Below are 16,233 nucleotides of genomic sequence, written 5' to 3' on the forward strand. Positions count from 1 at the left end.
ATGACGCGGTGTTGGGCCTGGTTGTGCCTGTGTCTACTCCCTGGGCTGGTGACAGCCCAGGATGAGCCTCTGCGCCTGGCCTGGAAAGTCGCCCCGGACAGTGAGCTGGTGAGCCTGAGCAAGACTCAGGTGCTGGCTCGCGAGCCGTTGCCGCAGGATCTGCAAGCGCCCCTGGGCAGCATCTGGAAACTCTTCGTCTACGCCTGGCTGGTGGATACCGGCGCACAAGAACCGGCCTATGCCTGCCAGGGCAAGTCCAAGGACGAGGTCTATTGCTGCACGGCAGGCGGCAGCATTGCCCGGGATCAGGCCCTGGTTCGCTCCTGTGGTCTGTACTTCGAGCCTCAGCGCTTGCAGCTGTCCAGTGCTGACTGGCGCGCCTACTGGCAAGCGCGCAATGCTCCGAACTGGCTGCAGGACCTGGACCAGTTGCAACCCCAGACCCGGGTTCCGGTGACGCAACTGTTGCAGGTGCTGGCGCTGCTGCCAGCACGGGATACGGCGCGGCGCGTGCTGCTGGATGTGGTGCTCAATGCCGGTGACGGTGCCGTAGCGGGCGAGTTGGGTGGGCGCCTGCGGGTCAAGACCTGGAGCTGGCTGGCGGATCAGGACCCGCAGTCGCGCCAGGGCGGCTTTGCCGGTTGGCTGGTGGATGGTACGCCGCTGTGGGTGGGCGGGCGCGGTACTAGCCAGCGGGTGCTGAAGGACTACGCCCAGGCCCTGAACCAAGTGCTGCCGGACAATCCGCCTGTGGATAAAGGCCGCTGTGTGGAAGTCAGCCTGTTTTCCCGCTACCCGCTCAAAAGCGTCAGCCAGAAGGGTCAGCCAGCCAGGCCGGGCGCTCTGCAAGGGGATTATCGGGTGGAATTTGCCAACGGCAACCGGCTGGATATCCACAGCGCCGGCGAGTTGTTCCTGCAGCAAGACCCTGCGGCCCAGCGACTGGTGGCGCGCCTGGACCGTGAAGAATATGTGGCCCGTGTGCTGCAACGCGAGGCCAGCAGTGAACCGGCGGAGGCCGCCAAGGCCCTGGCCGTGGCGATCCGCACCTACCTGCTGCAGAACGCCGGACGCAGCGGCGAATGCCTGAGCATCGACGACAGCAGCAATCGCCAGCGGGTCGCGCCGCGCCCGGCGACCGCCCAGGCCCGCGCCGTTGCCGCCTGGACCAGTGATCTGGTGTTGGCCGGCACGCAAGTCACCTACCACTCGGACCTGAGTGCGCCGGACAAACTGTCCTGGCAGCAGGCCGTTGAACAGGCGCGCGCTGGCCAGCGTTACGACGCCATCCTGCTGCATGCCTACCCTCGGGCCAGCCTCAGCCGCTGGGACAACCCGGTGGCGTCTTGCGAACCCTTGCCCGCAGCTCAGGAGTGGCTGTTGAACCAGCGTCGGCGCTGGCGCCAGCCGCTGGAGCGAGAGATCGGCTACAACGAAATCAGCCAGTTCGCCGTGTGCCGCCTGAGCTTCGGTCGGCCCTACGTCGACCGCGAACGGCAACGCATCTACGTGCGTGGCGTGCTCTCGCTGCAAGACCGCCTCGACCTGACTCACGAATACCTGCACCTGGCCTTTGAAGCTCATCCCAACGGCCAGGATGAAACCTACATCGAAGGGCTCGCCCGTCATCTTTTATTGGAATAGGCCATGAAACTTCCTGCTCCCCCGGTCCTCCTGTTCCTTTGCGGAATGTTCAGCCTGCCCATGGCCCTGGCCGACAGCGGCATCCAGCTCGACACCCCCAAAGGCGGCTGGCGGACCCGCGCCGTCGATGGCGAGCAATACATTCAGGAGGTCAACTACCCGGCCTCTTCGGTGAACACGCCCCTGGGCCAGGCCGATAGCGCGCGTATCAGCGGGCAGATCAAAGGCGCGCCCAAAGCGAGCAAGGAGCCGGGCCAACTGATCGTCAATGGCGTCAGCATGCCGCTCAAGTTCAATGAACAAGGTGGTTTCGACCGGCCATATTCCTTCCCCAATGGCAGCAACAGCGTTGAAGTGCGCAGCCCGGACGGCCAGCAGCGCAAGCGCGTGCAGTTCCTCAATACCGGCGGTGGCGTGACTCCGCCCAAGTTGCGGGTGCTGCTGTCCTGGGACAGCGACAACACCGACCTCGACCTGCACCTGGTGACCCCAGACGGCGCGCACATCTGGTACGGCGAGCGCGTGGCCCCCAACGGCGCGGCCCTGGATGTGGACGTGACCACCGGCTACGGCCCGGAAATCTTCTCCATGCCGGCGCCGCTCAAGGGCCAGTACCTGGTGTATGTGAACTACTACGGTGGCGGCTATCGCAGTGACGATGAAGACGGCGGCCAGGAAAACGCCGTGCAGCCCCTGACCACGGCCCAGGTCACGGTGATTACCGAGGAGGGCACGCCGGATGAGAAGAGCGAATCCTTCATCGTGCCGATGCGGGCGCCTGGGGAGCTGACCCTGGTACGCAGTTTCAGCTATCCATGATCGGGCTCAATCTATCCGCCTGCCCGAGCATTGGTTCATTGCCCTGAGACAATACGGTTGCCCGGCGCTTGCCTTGCAATGAATCACCATTCATTGGCAGGGAAATGCGCAACATGGGTAGGTTTCAATCGTGGTTGAAGTGTTGTGTGGTGGTCGGCAGTTGTGCCTCCGGCCTGGTGTTGGCTGCCGGTGCCGACGGCTTGCAGAGGGTCAAGGTTGACCTGGTGGCACCGCCCCAGGTGCACGCCCATGAACAAGTGGTCAGCGGGCCGCCGAAGGTCGTGCAGTTTCGCATGACTGTGGAAGAGAAAAAGATGCAGGTGGATGACCAGGGCACCACCTTGCAGGCCATGACCTTCAACGGCTCCATGCCCGGCCCGACGCTGGTGGTGCATGAGGGCGACTACGTCGAGCTGACCTTGAGCAACCCGGCCAGCAACAGCATGCCCCACAACATCGATTTTCACGCCGCCACCGGCGCCCTGGGCGGGGCCGCGCTGACCCAGGTCGTGCCGGGCCAGGAGGTGGTGCTGCGGTTCAAGGCCGATCGTAGCGGCACCTTTGTCTATCACTGCGCGCCGTCGGGCATGGTGCCCTGGCACGTGGTCTCGGGCATGAGCGGAACCTTGATGGTGCTGCCTCGCGATGGCTTGAAAGACCCTGCCGGCAAGCCCTTGCACTATGACCGGGCCTACACCATCGGTGAGTTCGATCTGTATATCCCCAAGGACAAGGACGGGCATTACAAGGACTACCCGGACCTGGCCTCCAGCTACCAGGACACCCGTGAAGTGATGCGCAAGCTGACCCCGAGCCATGTGGTGTTCAACGGCCGGGTTGGGGCTCTGACCGGGGCCAATGCGCTGACCGCCAAGGTCGGGGAAAGCGTGCTGTTCATCCACTCCCAGGCCAACCGCGACAGCCGCCCGCACCTGATTGGCGGCCATGGCGACTGGGTCTGGACCACCGGCAAGTTCGCCAATGCCCCTTTGCGCAATCTGGAAACCTGGTTCATCCCCGGCGGTTCGGCGCTGGCCGCGCTCTACACCTTCAAGCAGCCCGGCACCTACGTGTACCTCAACCACAACCTGATCGAGGCCATGGAGCTGGGGGCCCTGGCTCAGGTCAAGGTCGAAGGCACCTGGGACGATGACCTGATGACCCAGGTAAAGGCCCCGGGGCCTATTGTTCCGGCCAAGCCTTGACCTGAAGCCGCGCCGTGGCCGCGGGGTTCAAGCCGCGGCTCCGAAACCTGGCATCAGAGGTTCAGGGCGAACTTCAGGTAGCCCGGGTACGCCTGGCGCCAATCGTCCTGGAAGGTGTGGCCTTCGGCATGTTCATGGCTCTGGACCTGGTTGCCGGGTTCCAGGGCCTGTTGCGTGGTGGCGGTGAGCTTCTGGTTGCTCTCGTGCTCTTGGGCGCCATGGACAATGACGATGCGCTTGTCCCGGGCCCGGGTTTCGCCGAACGGAATCCGGTAGCCGCCGGGGGACAGCAGCACCGCGCCGCTGTACTGCTGCGGGTATTCGGCGATCAGGTGCGAGGCGTGCTCGGCGCCTTGGGAGAAGCCCATCAGGGCAATGCGCGAGCGGTCGATGCGAGTCTGTTTTTCCAGTTTCTTCAACGCCGCGCTGACCGCTTCCTGAGTGGGCGCTACAGAGTGCTGCTGCCACATGAACTGGTGCTCATCGCGCTTGAGGGTGCCGTTGATGCCCACCAGCACGGCCTGCTCGCCCACAAGGTCGGTGCGCATATCGACGCCGTCGCTGCCCTCGGTGCCGAATCCCGATAGCCAGACCACCACCGGCCAGCCTGCGGCCGGGGCCTTGCCCTGGGGAATACTGAAGGCCGCAAGGCCGGCATCCTTGGCCTTGGCCGGGTAGTTCTGTTCCGCGGCTCGCAGCAGCTTCTGGTAGGCCGGGGTCTGCTGCAGGGATTGCAGTTCGTCGTCTTCCTTGAGAATCACCAACTGCCAGAAGCCTCGCTCGCGGGCCTGATCGAGGAATTCGGCGGCGCGCTTGTTCTTGTCCATGGCGGCCAGGCTCCCAGCCGCCTGGTAAGAGGCGTAGGCATTCTTCGGGTCGAGGCGGGCGGCGGTCAGGTAGTAGGCGAGGGCGCCAGCGTAGTTGTCATGCTGGCTCTTTTCGTTGTCCCCGGCCTCAATGAAATCCGCCGGCGTGGCCTCGTCCAGGTACAGGTTGGCCATACCGGCCAGGCCTTGCCAACGGCCCTTGGCGACGTCCTGTTGCGCATCGGCATGGGCCCAGGAACCGCTGAGGCTCAGAGCCCCGAACAACGAGAGGAATGACAGGGGCAGGCGTACTGCGGCCGGCAACGACATGACTGAGCGTCCTTTTTCAGTGAAGGAAGTCCCGGGCCGTTGCCCGAAACGGCGCGCAGCTTAGCATGGTGGATCGCCCTGGCGGACGACCCGTGCACTGGCTGGATTCAACGCCGAAATGCCAGATCAGTCGCTCTGATCGGCGGTGGAAAGTACCTCGTCGATCTTCCAGCAGCCCTTGTCCTTGATCATCCGCACATCGACGATCTGGGTGGTGTCCGGGGTGCTGCCCAGCGTCACCTGTTCCTTGGCGCTGGAGCCTTGGACCTGCGGTTCGCTGACCTTGATCTGGGTCAGCCACTCATCCATGTAGTCCTGGGCTTTGAGGAAGTAGTCCTCTTCCAGGCCGTCGGGGCTGGCCATCTGTTTCTTGATCTTGGCGATCAGCGAGTCCGTGACGTATTTCTTCATCTCGGGGACGCTGTCGGTGATCGGGTCCTTGTCTTCGCTGAAGGTTTGCAGGTACCAGCTGTAGAACGCCTGGGTGGCGGGTTTTGGCGAGCTGGCGCAGTCGGCCAGGGCGACCGACTGATGCATGGCGACCGCTGCCAGCAGCGAGCAGAACAGCATTCTCATGGCGAACCCCTTACGGATGGCGATAGATTTTGTAGGCAGGCTTCTGCACCCGATAGGAATGCCCCGGGTAAAAACCGTGCAGTTGCTTGAAGTCTGACACCCAGATGGTGCCGTTGAACATCGCCATGTGGCCGTGGGGGTGCCCGGGAATGGGCTGGATGATGACCACGTCGCCTGCTGCGGGCGCCTGGCCGGCCGGTTGCTCGATAAAACCGGCGGAGGTCAATGATGAGCCGAAATCCTTGGCCGAGTGCTTCCTGTGCAAAATCACCCCACCGCCACCGGCTTCGATCGCTTTGCGGGTATAGGCCGCGCAGCGCCCGGTACTGCCGGCGTGAGCGTGCGCGTTCAAGTGACTGATAGCGGCTTGTTTATTCCACATTCCTTGTTATCCGAGAGTCCTGAAGAGCGGCGATTCTATGCTTGCGCAACGGGGGCGGAAATACTGGCTAAGTGCCTTTTCTTCGGGCTTTGGGGGGCGTATCACAGTTATCGTTAAGGCCGCTAAAACCGCGTTGAGTCCACTTCGGCAAAGGTTGCCCTGACCATTCAACCCGGCTGTAGCTCAAGGACGTTGCGCGCCGCCGTTTGCACCCGGTTGCGCCCCCGGTCCTTGGCCCCATACAGGGCTTCATCGGCCAGGGAAAGCAGGCGCGGCAGATCGTAGCCTTGGGTTTCACTGGTTACTACGCCAATGCTGACACTGAGCAGCCCTGGCTTCAAAAGAGGCAACCGGGCAAATGCCTGGCGAATCCGTTCGGCGACCCGCACGGCGGACTGCTCGTCGGTCGACTCCAGCAGGCAAGCGAACTCTTCACCGCCGATGCGGGCAAACACGTCTTTGCCGCGCAGGGTGTCTGAGAGTACCCGGCTGAAGGCGATCAGCGCCTGGTCACCGGTCTGATGGCCAAAGGCGTCGTTCAAACGCTTGAAATGGTCCAGGTCGCACAACAGCAAGGCTATCGGCGCGCCTCGACGCTGGCATTCGAGCAGCATCCGCTCGCCATGGACCATGAACGCCCGGCGGTTGCCGATGCCGGTCAGGGCGTCACAGAAGGCTGCGGCCTTGAGGCGCAGTTCGACCCGTTCCTTGACCATGCACAGCGTCACGTAGGCGATGCCGATCACATACAGCATCGATTCGAACAACATGAGCGAGAACAGCGGCACTCCGGCGCCGTAGCCTTTGAGCACCTGATCCATGGCCAGGCCCTGGTCAATCACCGCGCGCACGCTGTAGAACACGGTGTGCAGCAGAGTCAGGGCCAGGGCAGGCATATAGGCAACTTCCAACTGCCGACGGCTGCGCCAGAACTCCAGCATGATCAGCAGGCCATAGCCGGCCACCAGCAGCGAATACACCGAGACCCGAACCGTCATCGACTGGTAGAACGCTGGAACCATGCACAGGGCCAGCCAGATGCCGGCCCCGGCGAGCATGCCCGGTGCATGGGGCGGACGTCCGGCGAATACCCGCATGGCCGTCCAGTTTAAGGCTGCGCTGAGTAAAAGGGTCACGTTGCCTAGGACCTTGGGCACCAGATCGGCCTCAAGGTCGCGCAAGCTGACAAGCAACATTCCGGCAGCCGCCAGCAACATCGTGCCGCCTAGGTAGGCCAATGCACGCTCACGGGTTTCCCGCAGCCAGGCATGGAAGGTTAGCAGTCCCATTAAGAAGAAAATGAAGACTGACACCACGAGCAGTGTGGGGATGTGAAGTTCCGTACTCAGGAATATGGCCAAGCATCCTATCAGGGCTGAGTTGCGAGTATTGGTGCAATTGTAAATGGTGCTGGAAACTTACAGTTGGAGCTCTTATTGGTCGTTTTTTGTTTCGTTCTGAACGTAAGTTGTAGGGGATGAGTTGATGTTATGTAAATGGTGTCGGGGTTGTCAGTGGGTTTTAAAGTTTGGTGGTTCAGGTGTTTTTTTGGGGGATGGTGTTGATTGAAAAGTAATTGTTCAAAAAAATGATGGTGTTTTGGTGTGCCACTTTAAATCTTATTGGGTTTTGTATGAGTGTGTTTTTGGGTGTTGAACAGGAAAGTGTTTAAACGGTGAGCTGGCCAAACAAGAGCTGGTCTGTGTTTGGCGCATAAGTGCTCTGTTGTTTTTTGAGCTTACCCGTGCTCGGCAATAAAACTATTCGCAGTTTTACATACGAAAAGAATATCTTCCTTAGTATGGAAGAAAGAGATGGGCAAGCTTAATGTGGTTTTGTGTATTTGCTCGGATATGGGGAAGCTACCGCTAATAATTCCCTTCATGGCAACCTGGTCGATAGGGGGGATCGGATAGTGAATTTCGGTCCCTACGCCATGCTCTAAGAGATAGTTTTTCAGCTTGTCGCGATGGGGGTGTCTTATATTGAAGATATGGAATACATCTCCAAAGTCTTCATTGCGAAGAGGCTTGATGAATGCCTTGTCAAGATGGGTGAAGTATATTTCAGCCAGAGCCTGTTTATGTTTGTTTATTTTCTCTAGTGACTTGAGTTTTATATTCAGGAACGCAGCTTGTAATTCATCAAGTCTGGAGTTGTAGCCCACTAATTCATTATGGTATTTTTTTACAGATCCATAGTTTCTTAGTTTTTTTATGACGCTATCTAGAGCCTCATTGGCACTTATAACAGCTCCAGCATCACCCAGCGCTCCCAGGTTTTTAGTAGGGTAGAAGCTGAAACAACCGAAGTCTCCAAAGGTGCCTGTTATCTTGCCCTTATAGGTCGAGCCGTGAGACTGAGCGCAATCTTCAATAAGGCGTAGTTCATGCTTTTTGCAGATATCTAGAATTGGATCCATATCGCAGGATTTGCCATATAAGTGTACAACCAAAATGGCTCGAGTTCGTTGTGTAATATGGGCTTCGATTTTACCAGGATCTATATTGTAAGAGTAAAGGCAGGGTTCAACCAATATAGGCTTCAATCCAAGGCGCACAATCGCGATAATGGTTGCAATATAGGTATTTGCTGGAACGATGACTTCATCTCCGGCTTGGAGGTCTAGTGCTTGCAGTGCAAGAACTAATGCATCAAGGCCGTTGGCGACACCAGTACAGTAATCCGCACTCAAATATTCAGCAAAAGCTGACTCGAATTGAGCGACATTCTTTCCTAGTACGTACCATCCACTTTCGAGCACTTGTTTGAAGGCGCTTTCATACTCCGTGAAGAAAGGAGCGTTCAGACGACCTAGATTTTCATATTCGATCATGGATATTTCTCATCAATATAGTCAGATGAATCATAAAGCTCAGAAGCTAGGACCAGTAAAGTCGCTGATGTGGTGAAATCTTGCATTGTATGCCAGTCTTTTGCATCCAAAAGCAAACATTGGTCAGGACTATCTAAAGTGTAGGTCCTTTTATCAGTTCCATCATCTACAAAAATTTTACAACTACCACCCAGGCAGATCAGCGCTTGTTTAGTAGTTTTATGACGGTGTCCGCCACGCTGACCTACAACATTGTAAATGTAATAAATTCGCTTTACTGAGAATGGTATCTGTTTTTCTATTACTGATAGAGATCCTCGTGCATCAGTAAATGTTGGGATAACTATCAGTTTGGCCATTATCTATAAAACCAGTTGATTAAATGAATATTATAACACCCGGTTATTTTTTGTCGCAACTTTCGTGCGAGGCTCCTCCAGTCATTGGGAGCGGGCCTGGTGATGGATAGGCTGCCAGTGGCTGACGTCTTGGTTTGAATTGACTGCTCAATTTGCATGAGATGCTTTACGTATGGCTGGTATACCATTTTTTTGGTTTTTTCGGAGAGTCTATACCCCCCAAGATCAACCTTCTGATCTGGTAGGATTTTAAATCCATGAAAGTGGAAAAAGACCAAGTCGAATGCTTGCTGCGTAGTCAACTCAGTGCCTGTTACCTGTTGATCAGTAAGAGTAAAGGCATATTGTTGTACATTCCAAGGGGCCACACCACCACCTAAATGGTAGAGCACATGAACCTCCTCGAAGCGTTCCGTCCAGTCGTCCAGATACTTCTGATCGCCGAAGCGCCCATCTTCGAACCTATCGAAACACCACTCTAGGCATGCTTCTGCCCACCAGCGAAGGGCTTTCATCCCTGCTTTTGTGGATTTGAAGGTCATGAATTGAACGCAGTATTTTCCACTGGTAGTCTCTTGATTGTATATCTCTGTGTAGCGGTGTTCCGTGATTAGGACGGAGTTGTTCTGCATCTCATCAATGAGAACGACTGGATTTGAAAAGAAATATAGATCTGCATCCAGATAGGTGCAGTTTTCTAAATTATAATGCTCTAGTGCATGCAGGATAGTAAAGGGAGTGCATGTCCAACAGTATTCACCTGGGCTACGCTCTTTCTTGACTGAGAGCAGCGCCTCGGTTTCAAACTCCTCTAGGGATACTATCGTTACGTTAGGAAGATTTTCGTTTGAAAGGTATTCGTAGGATAGTTTGTCAAATGCGAATATGAATAAATGAAAAGTCTGGCAGTTGACGCTCAAGGATTCATACATGGCAAGTCCTCGAGACATGTATCGAGAGTCAAATAATGTGCAAAAATTATACATGTTGCTATCCCTGAGGCTTTGGTTTTTCTTGGGTGTTTACGTTTGGGTGCAAGTTGATGGCTGAAAGTTAAGCGATTTTTTCAGCAAAGATCCCCATGTACTCACCGCCTTTGATGTCACCGTCAATATGTGTAGGGAAACATTCTAGGATTTTATAATTGTGGCTTTTCAAATAGCTGATTATCTTGTCAAGGTCGAGTATGCGACAGGGGTAGCTCGCTGAGTATATAGATGGATGTACCCGCTGTACTTTGATTATGTCTCGACCATTTTTTCCCATGGGGGTTCGATCAATCAAAACGAAGGGGGGGGCAACCGAGAGTAACCGTTCAAGCCACTCGTACGGCTCAGGTAGATAGTGCAGGACACTCGAGAGTAAAATTACATTTGGTTGATGCGCGCTGATACTTTCTTCAATGGTTTTATGAAAGCAAAGACTCTGGTCTTCAAGGTGTTCTGAACCGAAGCTTGTAAAATGTTCCTGCTCAACAATTGACCAATGTGTCTTCAGTCCAGAGATAAACAGTCGATTGTTGAAATAGCTACTGCCCAGGCTGCCCCCGAAGTCCAGCACATTCAGTTCGCCGGAGGAGCGAGCGGCAACATGCATTAGACAGGCCAGCGACTCCCAAGAGTATTGGGGGGACTCGAAAAGTACAGAGTCACGTTCACAAAAATACTCTCCACTCTTCACTTTAAGTGCGGCCTGTTTAACACTCTCAAAGATGGGGCCTGCGGCGTAGCCGTCCTTGCATTCGTCTTCAGCTTCTTGCCAGGATGGGTAGTCTCCCATAAAACCGAAACGTGAGCTTTTAATCGCTCTGTATGCGCTAAGAATTATTGGCGGTAGAAACTGCTTTATAATTTTCTTCATCGTATTCTCCGCATAATTGCACGAATGGCTCGGCGAAAAAAACTCGGTCTGGTGGAGTAGAAGTATTCCGTTATTCGAGTCCGGGCGACTGTATTCTCTTTTGTACTATTCAATGACAACGGGGGGTAATGTTTCAAAATGTCGGCATCAAAATGATTAGTTGTTTCAGAATGAGTGCCTGAGCCATCATTGCCAATATTATGGACGAATGATTGTGATGGATAAAGTGTAACCATTCCTCTTAGGAATGCAGATGCATACCAGCGTATAGCCCAGGAGTTATTTTTACCCTCCACTTGATCTTGAAGCATTTTTGTATATTTGTAGCCTCCTGAGAAGTCAAAATCCGCTTTGTCAGGGGCGTTATTAATTTGTTCTAGTAACAAGTTTCCATCGGCTTCAAAGTGTTGCCAGGCACGGTCCCAGGTTGCCCAGCCCCAGCAGTCTGCTCCCTTTATGAAAAAATAATTAGGCAGGTTTTTATTGTTTATCGGATAAATGTAGCCATGAATACTCGCGACCTCAGAGTGCTCTTGGTACATTTCAAGAGCGTCATTCATGTAGTTAAGAAAGTATGGGCTTGTAACTAAATCATCTTCTAAAATGATAGCTCGTTTGTATGTTTTTAGTGTCTCGCTAACACCGTCAATAATGGAGTTGGCGAGGCCGAAATTTGACTTTCGATGAATGATGGTGACTGACTGAAAACCATCTATTTTTGTGAGGTAAAGTCGAACCTTTAATACGTCCTCTGCACTTTGTTTGTTTTTTGCTGCGTCCGAGTAAATTATCAAGTCTGTTTTGGGAGCTAGCTTGTTAAGCTTTAATGAATCTATCGTGACTTGGAGATGATGGATGCGGTTATATACGAACAAAATAACAGGTGCGTACACATTAACCTCGAGCGTCGATAAAGATTAAGCTGTTACCTGTTTTTGCATAAAATTTATAGTCCAGATCCTGGAGGTATTGATATATGCGGTCTTTGAAAAATACTACTTCTTGGGAAAGAGACTCGGCAACTACAATTTTGGGGCGATATTTTTCCCAGTTGTTGGATTGCAGAACTTCAAGATCAAGACCTTCAACATCTACTGATAAAAAGTCAATTTTTCCATTGTAGCCGCTATCTTCGATAATGGAGGAAAGTGGGCTAACTTGAATTTTCCTTTTTTCAATAAGTCTGTATCCGTGGAAGCCGTCTCTTTTCTTAGCGAGAGCTTCGTCGAAAGTGTTCAGCGCAGGGTCATTAAACATATAATACATTAAGTGGCCTTCTGTGCTTGAGACACCTTTCTCGATAATGGTATCTCGTTTTCTCCAACGACTGAATTCTTCACCTACTCCAGGCAATGGGTCAATGCAGAGTCCACTCCAGCCTTTCTTGTAGAAGAAGTATGTATTTGAAAAGCGGAATGGGTGATGGCAACCTACTTCAAGATAAAATCCTTTATTTTTTTTCTCTAAAAGTCTGTCGATAATTAAATCTTCCCCCTCTTGTGCGTATGAGTTATTTGAGTAGTAGTGGCGATTAAAGATGCCTTTTATGATGCTCTTTAGTTTTTTTTTCATGATTTTTCCGAATGTCGAATCCCTAGTTGCATAAGGAATATTTTAGGATCAAATATGGCGGTTAGGAGAACTGCTGAGATGGAATAAGAAGCTACTGCTGCAATCGCGGCTCCTGTCATACCCAGTATCGGTATCAGAATCCAGTTAGAGGTTACAGAAATGGCGCCACCAATAAGTGTAGAGTAAAGCGACAGCATTGATCTTCTTTCATTTACAATCCATAGGCTGCGTGCGACTCCGAGAAAAACGGGTATGATTGTAAATATATGAATGCTAAGTATCGCAGCGGCGTCTTTATATGTCGGGCCGTAGAGTGCAGTAATTATGAAGGGTGATAGTGCTGATACTGCTATTGCAATTGTTACACTGCAGGCCAAAAAATATCTGAATATACTTAGAAGTGTATTGTTGTATGCTTCAGCGCTTTCTATTTTTTTCTTCGATATAAATGGAAGTAGAACGATACTCAGCGTCGTTGGTATGACATGCCACAAAGTAGATAGTGGGAGCATGGCGGAGTAAAGTCCAAGAGCCTCGGCTCCGAGGGAGTTTTTAATCATTAACTGGTCTATTCTCATGTAGGTCATGATGGATAGCCCGCTAATGATAAAAGGCCATGATTCTCGAAGGATTCTACGAGCACACTTTTTTGTTGCCAGCCATCTATTCTTTTTTGCAGATTTTTTGTAAATTATATAAAGGCCAATAGCGGTAAACGCCATATCTAGCGCGATAGCTGCTGCAAAAGCTTCCAAGGGTGCTTCGTATAATATTAGTGCAATCTTCGTGCTACTTGATAGTAAGTAGGCAATCATTTTTGCAACTACGGTTTTTCGATTTTGATTTTGACTTTGAAACCATAGATCTATTGTGTCGGCAGCTTGAAAGACTAAAACCGAGCCTGCTAGAGTTGCTAGTAGGACTATACGCTCGTGGAGTCCGTTCGTTACAATTAAGAACGCAATTATAGTTAGCCAACATAGAAGCCCAACTACCAGTCTCAGAACAAAAATTGTGCCAAGTATCTCGCCTGCATCGGAGCTTTTATGAGATATATCCCTAACTACGATGGATTCCGCACCTAAGCTTGCTATGGCTTGAAAGAATGCAATCAAAGTAATGGTATAAGAAAGCTCTCCAAGTTCAGTTGGTCCTAAGTAGCGCGCAACCCATGCACTAACAAACAATCCAAGTAGGAGGCGAAGGCCTTTGTCAAGTAGAAGCCAGCCGCTATTGTAAGCTATAACTTGTAAGTCGGCCCTAAGCTGTAGTTTTTTTAGAACAGATTTAGGTGTGAGCTTATGCAATAATAAAGTTAACTTATTCACGGAATTTATAGTCTGTACTAACGACCAATTGCATAATATTCAAAGCCCAAGCCCCCTATTCTTGTCGGTTCGTATAAGTTCCGACCATCAAAAATAACCGGCTGACTAAGTTTCGCTGAAATCAGCCCGAAATCGGGAGCTTTAAACGCCTGCCACTCAGTAATGATTACCAAGGCATCCGCTCCCTCCAGTGCCGCCTCTTTGCTTAGGCATAGGCGAAGGTCGGCCCTGTCTTGATAAATCCGCTGCGCCTCACTCATTGCTTCTGGGTCGAACGCTTGAACAATAGCTCCGGCTGCCCATAGCGCTTCCATCAATACTCTGCTGGGAGCTTCGCGCATGTCGTCGGTATTGGGCTTGAAGCTCAGACCCCAAAGCGCAAAGACCTTACCTTTTAGCTCACCCTTAAAATGGTTGAGTATTTTTTGGTATAAGACGCGCTTTTGTTCGTTATTACGATGCTCGACAGCTTTGAGAACCCTTGCGTCGAAATCTATGGATTCAGCGGTTCGAACCAGGGCTTGGACATCTTTGGGGAAGCAGGAGCCGCCATAACCTGCACCTGGATATATAAACTGATAGCCGATGCGCGGGTCGGAACCGATGCCTTGGCGAACCATTTCAATATCAGCGCCCAGTCTTTCCGCCAAGTTGGCCATTTCGTTCATGAAGCTGATTTTTGTCGCAAGCATGCAGTTGGCTGCGTATTTCGTCAGCTCCGCGCTGCGAACGTCCATGATAATGATTTTTTCATGGTTGCGGTTGAAGGGCGCATAGAGTTCGCGCATGGCATCTTCAGCGCGTTTGCTCGCCGTTCCAATCACAATACGATCAGGACGCATGCAGTCTGCTACCGCAGAACCTTCTTTCAGAAACTCTGGGTTTGAAACAACATCGAAACCAAGATCAGCTCTGTTGCGTTTGGAGAGGGCTGTGGCAACACACGCCCCCACTTTGTCAGCTGTACCTACAGGTACGGTCGACTTGTTGATGATGATTTTCGAGTTTTGCATGTTTGTCGCGATGGTTTCAGCTACCGTCAGGACGTATTTGAGGTCGGCTGAGCCATCCTCGTCGGGAGGTGTACCTACCGCGATGAACTGGATATCACCATGCATCACACCTTCGGCTGCATCAGTCGTGAATTGTAGGCGACCAGCCGCGTAGTTATTTGTTACTAGGGCCTCTAGACCCGGTTCATAGATCGGAATCTTTCCTTTTTTCAGGTTTTCGATTCTATTTTGATCAACATCAACGCACACCACATGATGTCCCACTTCAGCCAACACAGCTCCTTGGACAAGCCCAACATAGCCCGTGCCGAAAACGGTGACATTCATAAATAATCCTTTCTTAGAAAAACTGCAGATATGACCTGTAGCAGGGGGGCTAGGCAGTGCTCGGTGTTTTTGCCCCGTACCTTGTTGGTTCCTGACCTTTTTGTGCATAGGCTATCAGGGAGATTTTAGAATTGGGTAGGATTATTTCGGTGTAATTAAAAAGCCGGCTTGTGGCCGGCTTCTCGGGGACTGGCTTGGTTCATTTTTGGTAAACCGCACCAGCCTTCAAAACGTACACCCAGCTCTTGCGGCTGGCTGTGGGACTGGGCAGGAAAGTCATCCGCTTCGTCGGGCGATCTGACCGCAGGGAGGGTCGATGCGCAAATGTGGGGCGCAGCATACGCATATTCGCCGGCAATTCCCAGTGCGAAGCGCTATCCAGAGGCCCTGGGGACGAAAATAGTGCGTGGGAATTTGTTGCCGGGTGCGTGTTTGGTGCGGCCTTGTTGGCTGGCAGGACGATTGTGATGGGGGAACAGGTACGAAAAAGCCCCGATCACTCGGGGCTTTCTCTTGAAGCTTGTCGCTCGAAGCTTAACGCTGCTTCTCAGCCTTTATAGGCGGCAACCGACTTCAGGATCTCGGCGCGGGCTGCATCGGCATTGCCCCAACCGTCGATCTTCACCCACTTGCCTTTTTCGAGGTCTTTGTAGTTCTCGAAGAAGTGCTTGATCTGTTCCAGCAGCAGGGCTGGCAGGTCGGTGTATTCCTTCACGTCGACATACAGCTGGGACAGCTTGTCGTGAGGAACCGCGATCACTTTGGCGTCGCCGCCGCCGTCGTCGGTCATGTTCAGGATGCCCACTGGGCGAGCACGGATCACCGAGCCTGGCGCTACTGGGTACGGGGTCACGACCAGCACGTCGAGGGGGTCGCCGTCGTCAGCCAGGGTGTTGGGGATAAAGCCGTAGTTGGCCGGGTAGAACATGGGGGTGGCCATGAAACGGTCAACGAACAGGCAGTCGCTGTCTTTGTCGATTTCGTACTTGATCGGCGCGTGGTTGGCCGGGATTTCGATAGCGACGTAGATGTCGTTCGGCAGGTCTTTGCCCGCCGGAATCTTGCTGTAGCTCATTGGGCGTTGCCCCCGTTAGTTGACCAAATGACTTGGCCGGATTGACCAAAAAGTGGCGGCGATTATAGACACACTCCGCAACCGTTGCTACGTGCCAAGGG

At 53.0% G+C, this 16,233-nt stretch carries 16 protein-coding genes; 3 read left to right on the forward strand and 13 right to left on the reverse strand.

Going from position 1 to position 16,233, the window contains the following annotated elements; all coding sequences use genetic code 11:
- The 3 genes from J5M73_RS19330 (at position 1) to nirK (ending at position 3,668) form a co-directional block, all read left to right on the forward strand.
- Positions 1 to 1,644 carry a DUF2300 domain-containing protein gene (locus tag J5M73_RS19330; protein ID WP_102865310.1) on the forward strand — a complete coding sequence of 548 codons (1,644 nt, stop codon included), beginning with the start codon at positions 1 to 3 and terminating at the stop codon, positions 1,642 to 1,644.
- A 3-nt stretch (positions 1,645 to 1,647) separates the two neighbouring features.
- Positions 1,648 to 2,463 (forward strand): DUF2135 domain-containing protein, encoded by an 816-nt coding sequence (locus tag J5M73_RS19335; RefSeq protein ID WP_207816005.1) that lies wholly within the window; start codon positions 1,648 to 1,650, stop codon positions 2,461 to 2,463.
- A 113-nt stretch (positions 2,464 to 2,576) separates the two neighbouring features.
- Positions 2,577 to 3,668 carry a copper-containing nitrite reductase gene (gene nirK / locus J5M73_RS19340; protein ID WP_102865509.1) on the forward strand — a complete coding sequence of 364 codons (1,092 nt, stop codon included), beginning with the start codon at positions 2,577 to 2,579 and terminating at the stop codon, positions 3,666 to 3,668.
- A gap of 53 nt (positions 3,669 to 3,721) precedes the next feature.
- On the opposite strand, the gene J5M73_RS19345 is transcribed toward nirK, so the two are convergent.
- From J5M73_RS19345 to ppa, 13 genes are all read right to left on the reverse strand, one after another.
- Entirely contained in the window at positions 3,722 to 4,804 is a 1,083-nt protein-coding gene (locus J5M73_RS19345) for a dienelactone hydrolase family protein (RefSeq protein WP_102865312.1), read from the reverse strand.
- A 126-nt stretch (positions 4,805 to 4,930) separates the two neighbouring features.
- Entirely contained in the window at positions 4,931 to 5,380 is a 450-nt protein-coding gene (locus J5M73_RS19350; RefSeq protein ID WP_102865313.1) for a DUF3828 domain-containing protein, read from the reverse strand.
- A gap of 10 nt (positions 5,381 to 5,390) precedes the next feature.
- The gene (locus J5M73_RS19355; RefSeq protein ID WP_102865314.1) at positions 5,391 to 5,762 is read right to left on the reverse strand and encodes a cytoplasmic protein; all 372 of its coding nucleotides are present in this window, start codon (positions 5,760 to 5,762) and stop codon (positions 5,391 to 5,393) included.
- A gap of 167 nt (positions 5,763 to 5,929) precedes the next feature.
- Positions 5,930 to 7,051: a GGDEF domain-containing protein gene (locus tag J5M73_RS19360; RefSeq protein WP_207816006.1), complete on the reverse strand. Its 1,122-nt coding sequence runs from the start codon at positions 7,049 to 7,051 to the stop codon at positions 5,930 to 5,932.
- A 449-nt stretch (positions 7,052 to 7,500) separates the two neighbouring features.
- Complete coding sequence (locus J5M73_RS19365; protein WP_102865316.1) at positions 7,501 to 8,598, reverse strand: DegT/DnrJ/EryC1/StrS family aminotransferase; 1,098 nt, start codon at positions 8,596 to 8,598, stop codon at positions 7,501 to 7,503.
- A complete protein-coding gene (locus tag J5M73_RS19370) occupies positions 8,595 to 8,957 on the reverse strand; it encodes an FdtA/QdtA family cupin domain-containing protein (RefSeq protein WP_102865317.1) in 363 nt (120 codons plus the stop codon). Before J5M73_RS19370 ends, J5M73_RS19365 begins: the two co-directional genes overlap by 4 nt.
- Positions 8,957 to 9,889, reverse strand: coding sequence for a glycosyl transferase (locus tag J5M73_RS19375; protein ID WP_102865318.1), 933 nt, complete (start codon positions 9,887 to 9,889; stop codon positions 8,957 to 8,959). Before J5M73_RS19375 ends, J5M73_RS19370 begins: the two co-directional genes overlap by 1 nt.
- Positions 9,890 to 10,010: 121 nt before the next feature.
- Positions 10,011 to 10,817: a methyltransferase, TIGR04325 family gene (locus tag J5M73_RS19380; protein WP_102865319.1), complete on the reverse strand. Its 807-nt coding sequence runs from the start codon at positions 10,815 to 10,817 to the stop codon at positions 10,011 to 10,013.
- Positions 10,814 to 11,710, reverse strand: coding sequence for a glycosyltransferase (locus J5M73_RS19385; RefSeq protein ID WP_207816008.1), 897 nt, complete (start codon positions 11,708 to 11,710; stop codon positions 10,814 to 10,816). The genes J5M73_RS19380 and J5M73_RS19385 overlap by 4 nt, the downstream gene beginning before the upstream one ends.
- 1 nt (position 11,711) lies before the next feature.
- Entirely contained in the window at positions 11,712 to 12,389 is a 678-nt protein-coding gene (locus J5M73_RS19390; RefSeq protein WP_102865320.1) for an FkbM family methyltransferase, read from the reverse strand.
- Entirely contained in the window at positions 12,386 to 13,717 is a 1,332-nt protein-coding gene (locus J5M73_RS19395) for a flippase (protein WP_180988633.1), read from the reverse strand. The genes J5M73_RS19390 and J5M73_RS19395 overlap by 4 nt, the downstream gene beginning before the upstream one ends.
- A 17-nt stretch (positions 13,718 to 13,734) precedes the next feature.
- A complete protein-coding gene (locus J5M73_RS19400; RefSeq protein ID WP_102865322.1) occupies positions 13,735 to 15,057 on the reverse strand; it encodes a UDP-glucose/GDP-mannose dehydrogenase family protein in 1,323 nt (440 codons plus the stop codon).
- A gap of 547 nt (positions 15,058 to 15,604) precedes the next feature.
- Complete coding sequence (gene ppa / locus J5M73_RS19405) at positions 15,605 to 16,132, reverse strand: inorganic diphosphatase (protein ID WP_011063696.1); 528 nt, start codon at positions 16,130 to 16,132, stop codon at positions 15,605 to 15,607.
- Between the last annotated feature and the right edge of the window lie 101 nt (positions 16,133 to 16,233).

The sequence above is a fragment of the Pseudomonas sp. 50_B genome, from assembly GCF_017491625.1.
Lineage (GTDB): Bacteria > Pseudomonadota > Gammaproteobacteria > Pseudomonadales > Pseudomonadaceae > Aquipseudomonas > Aquipseudomonas danubii.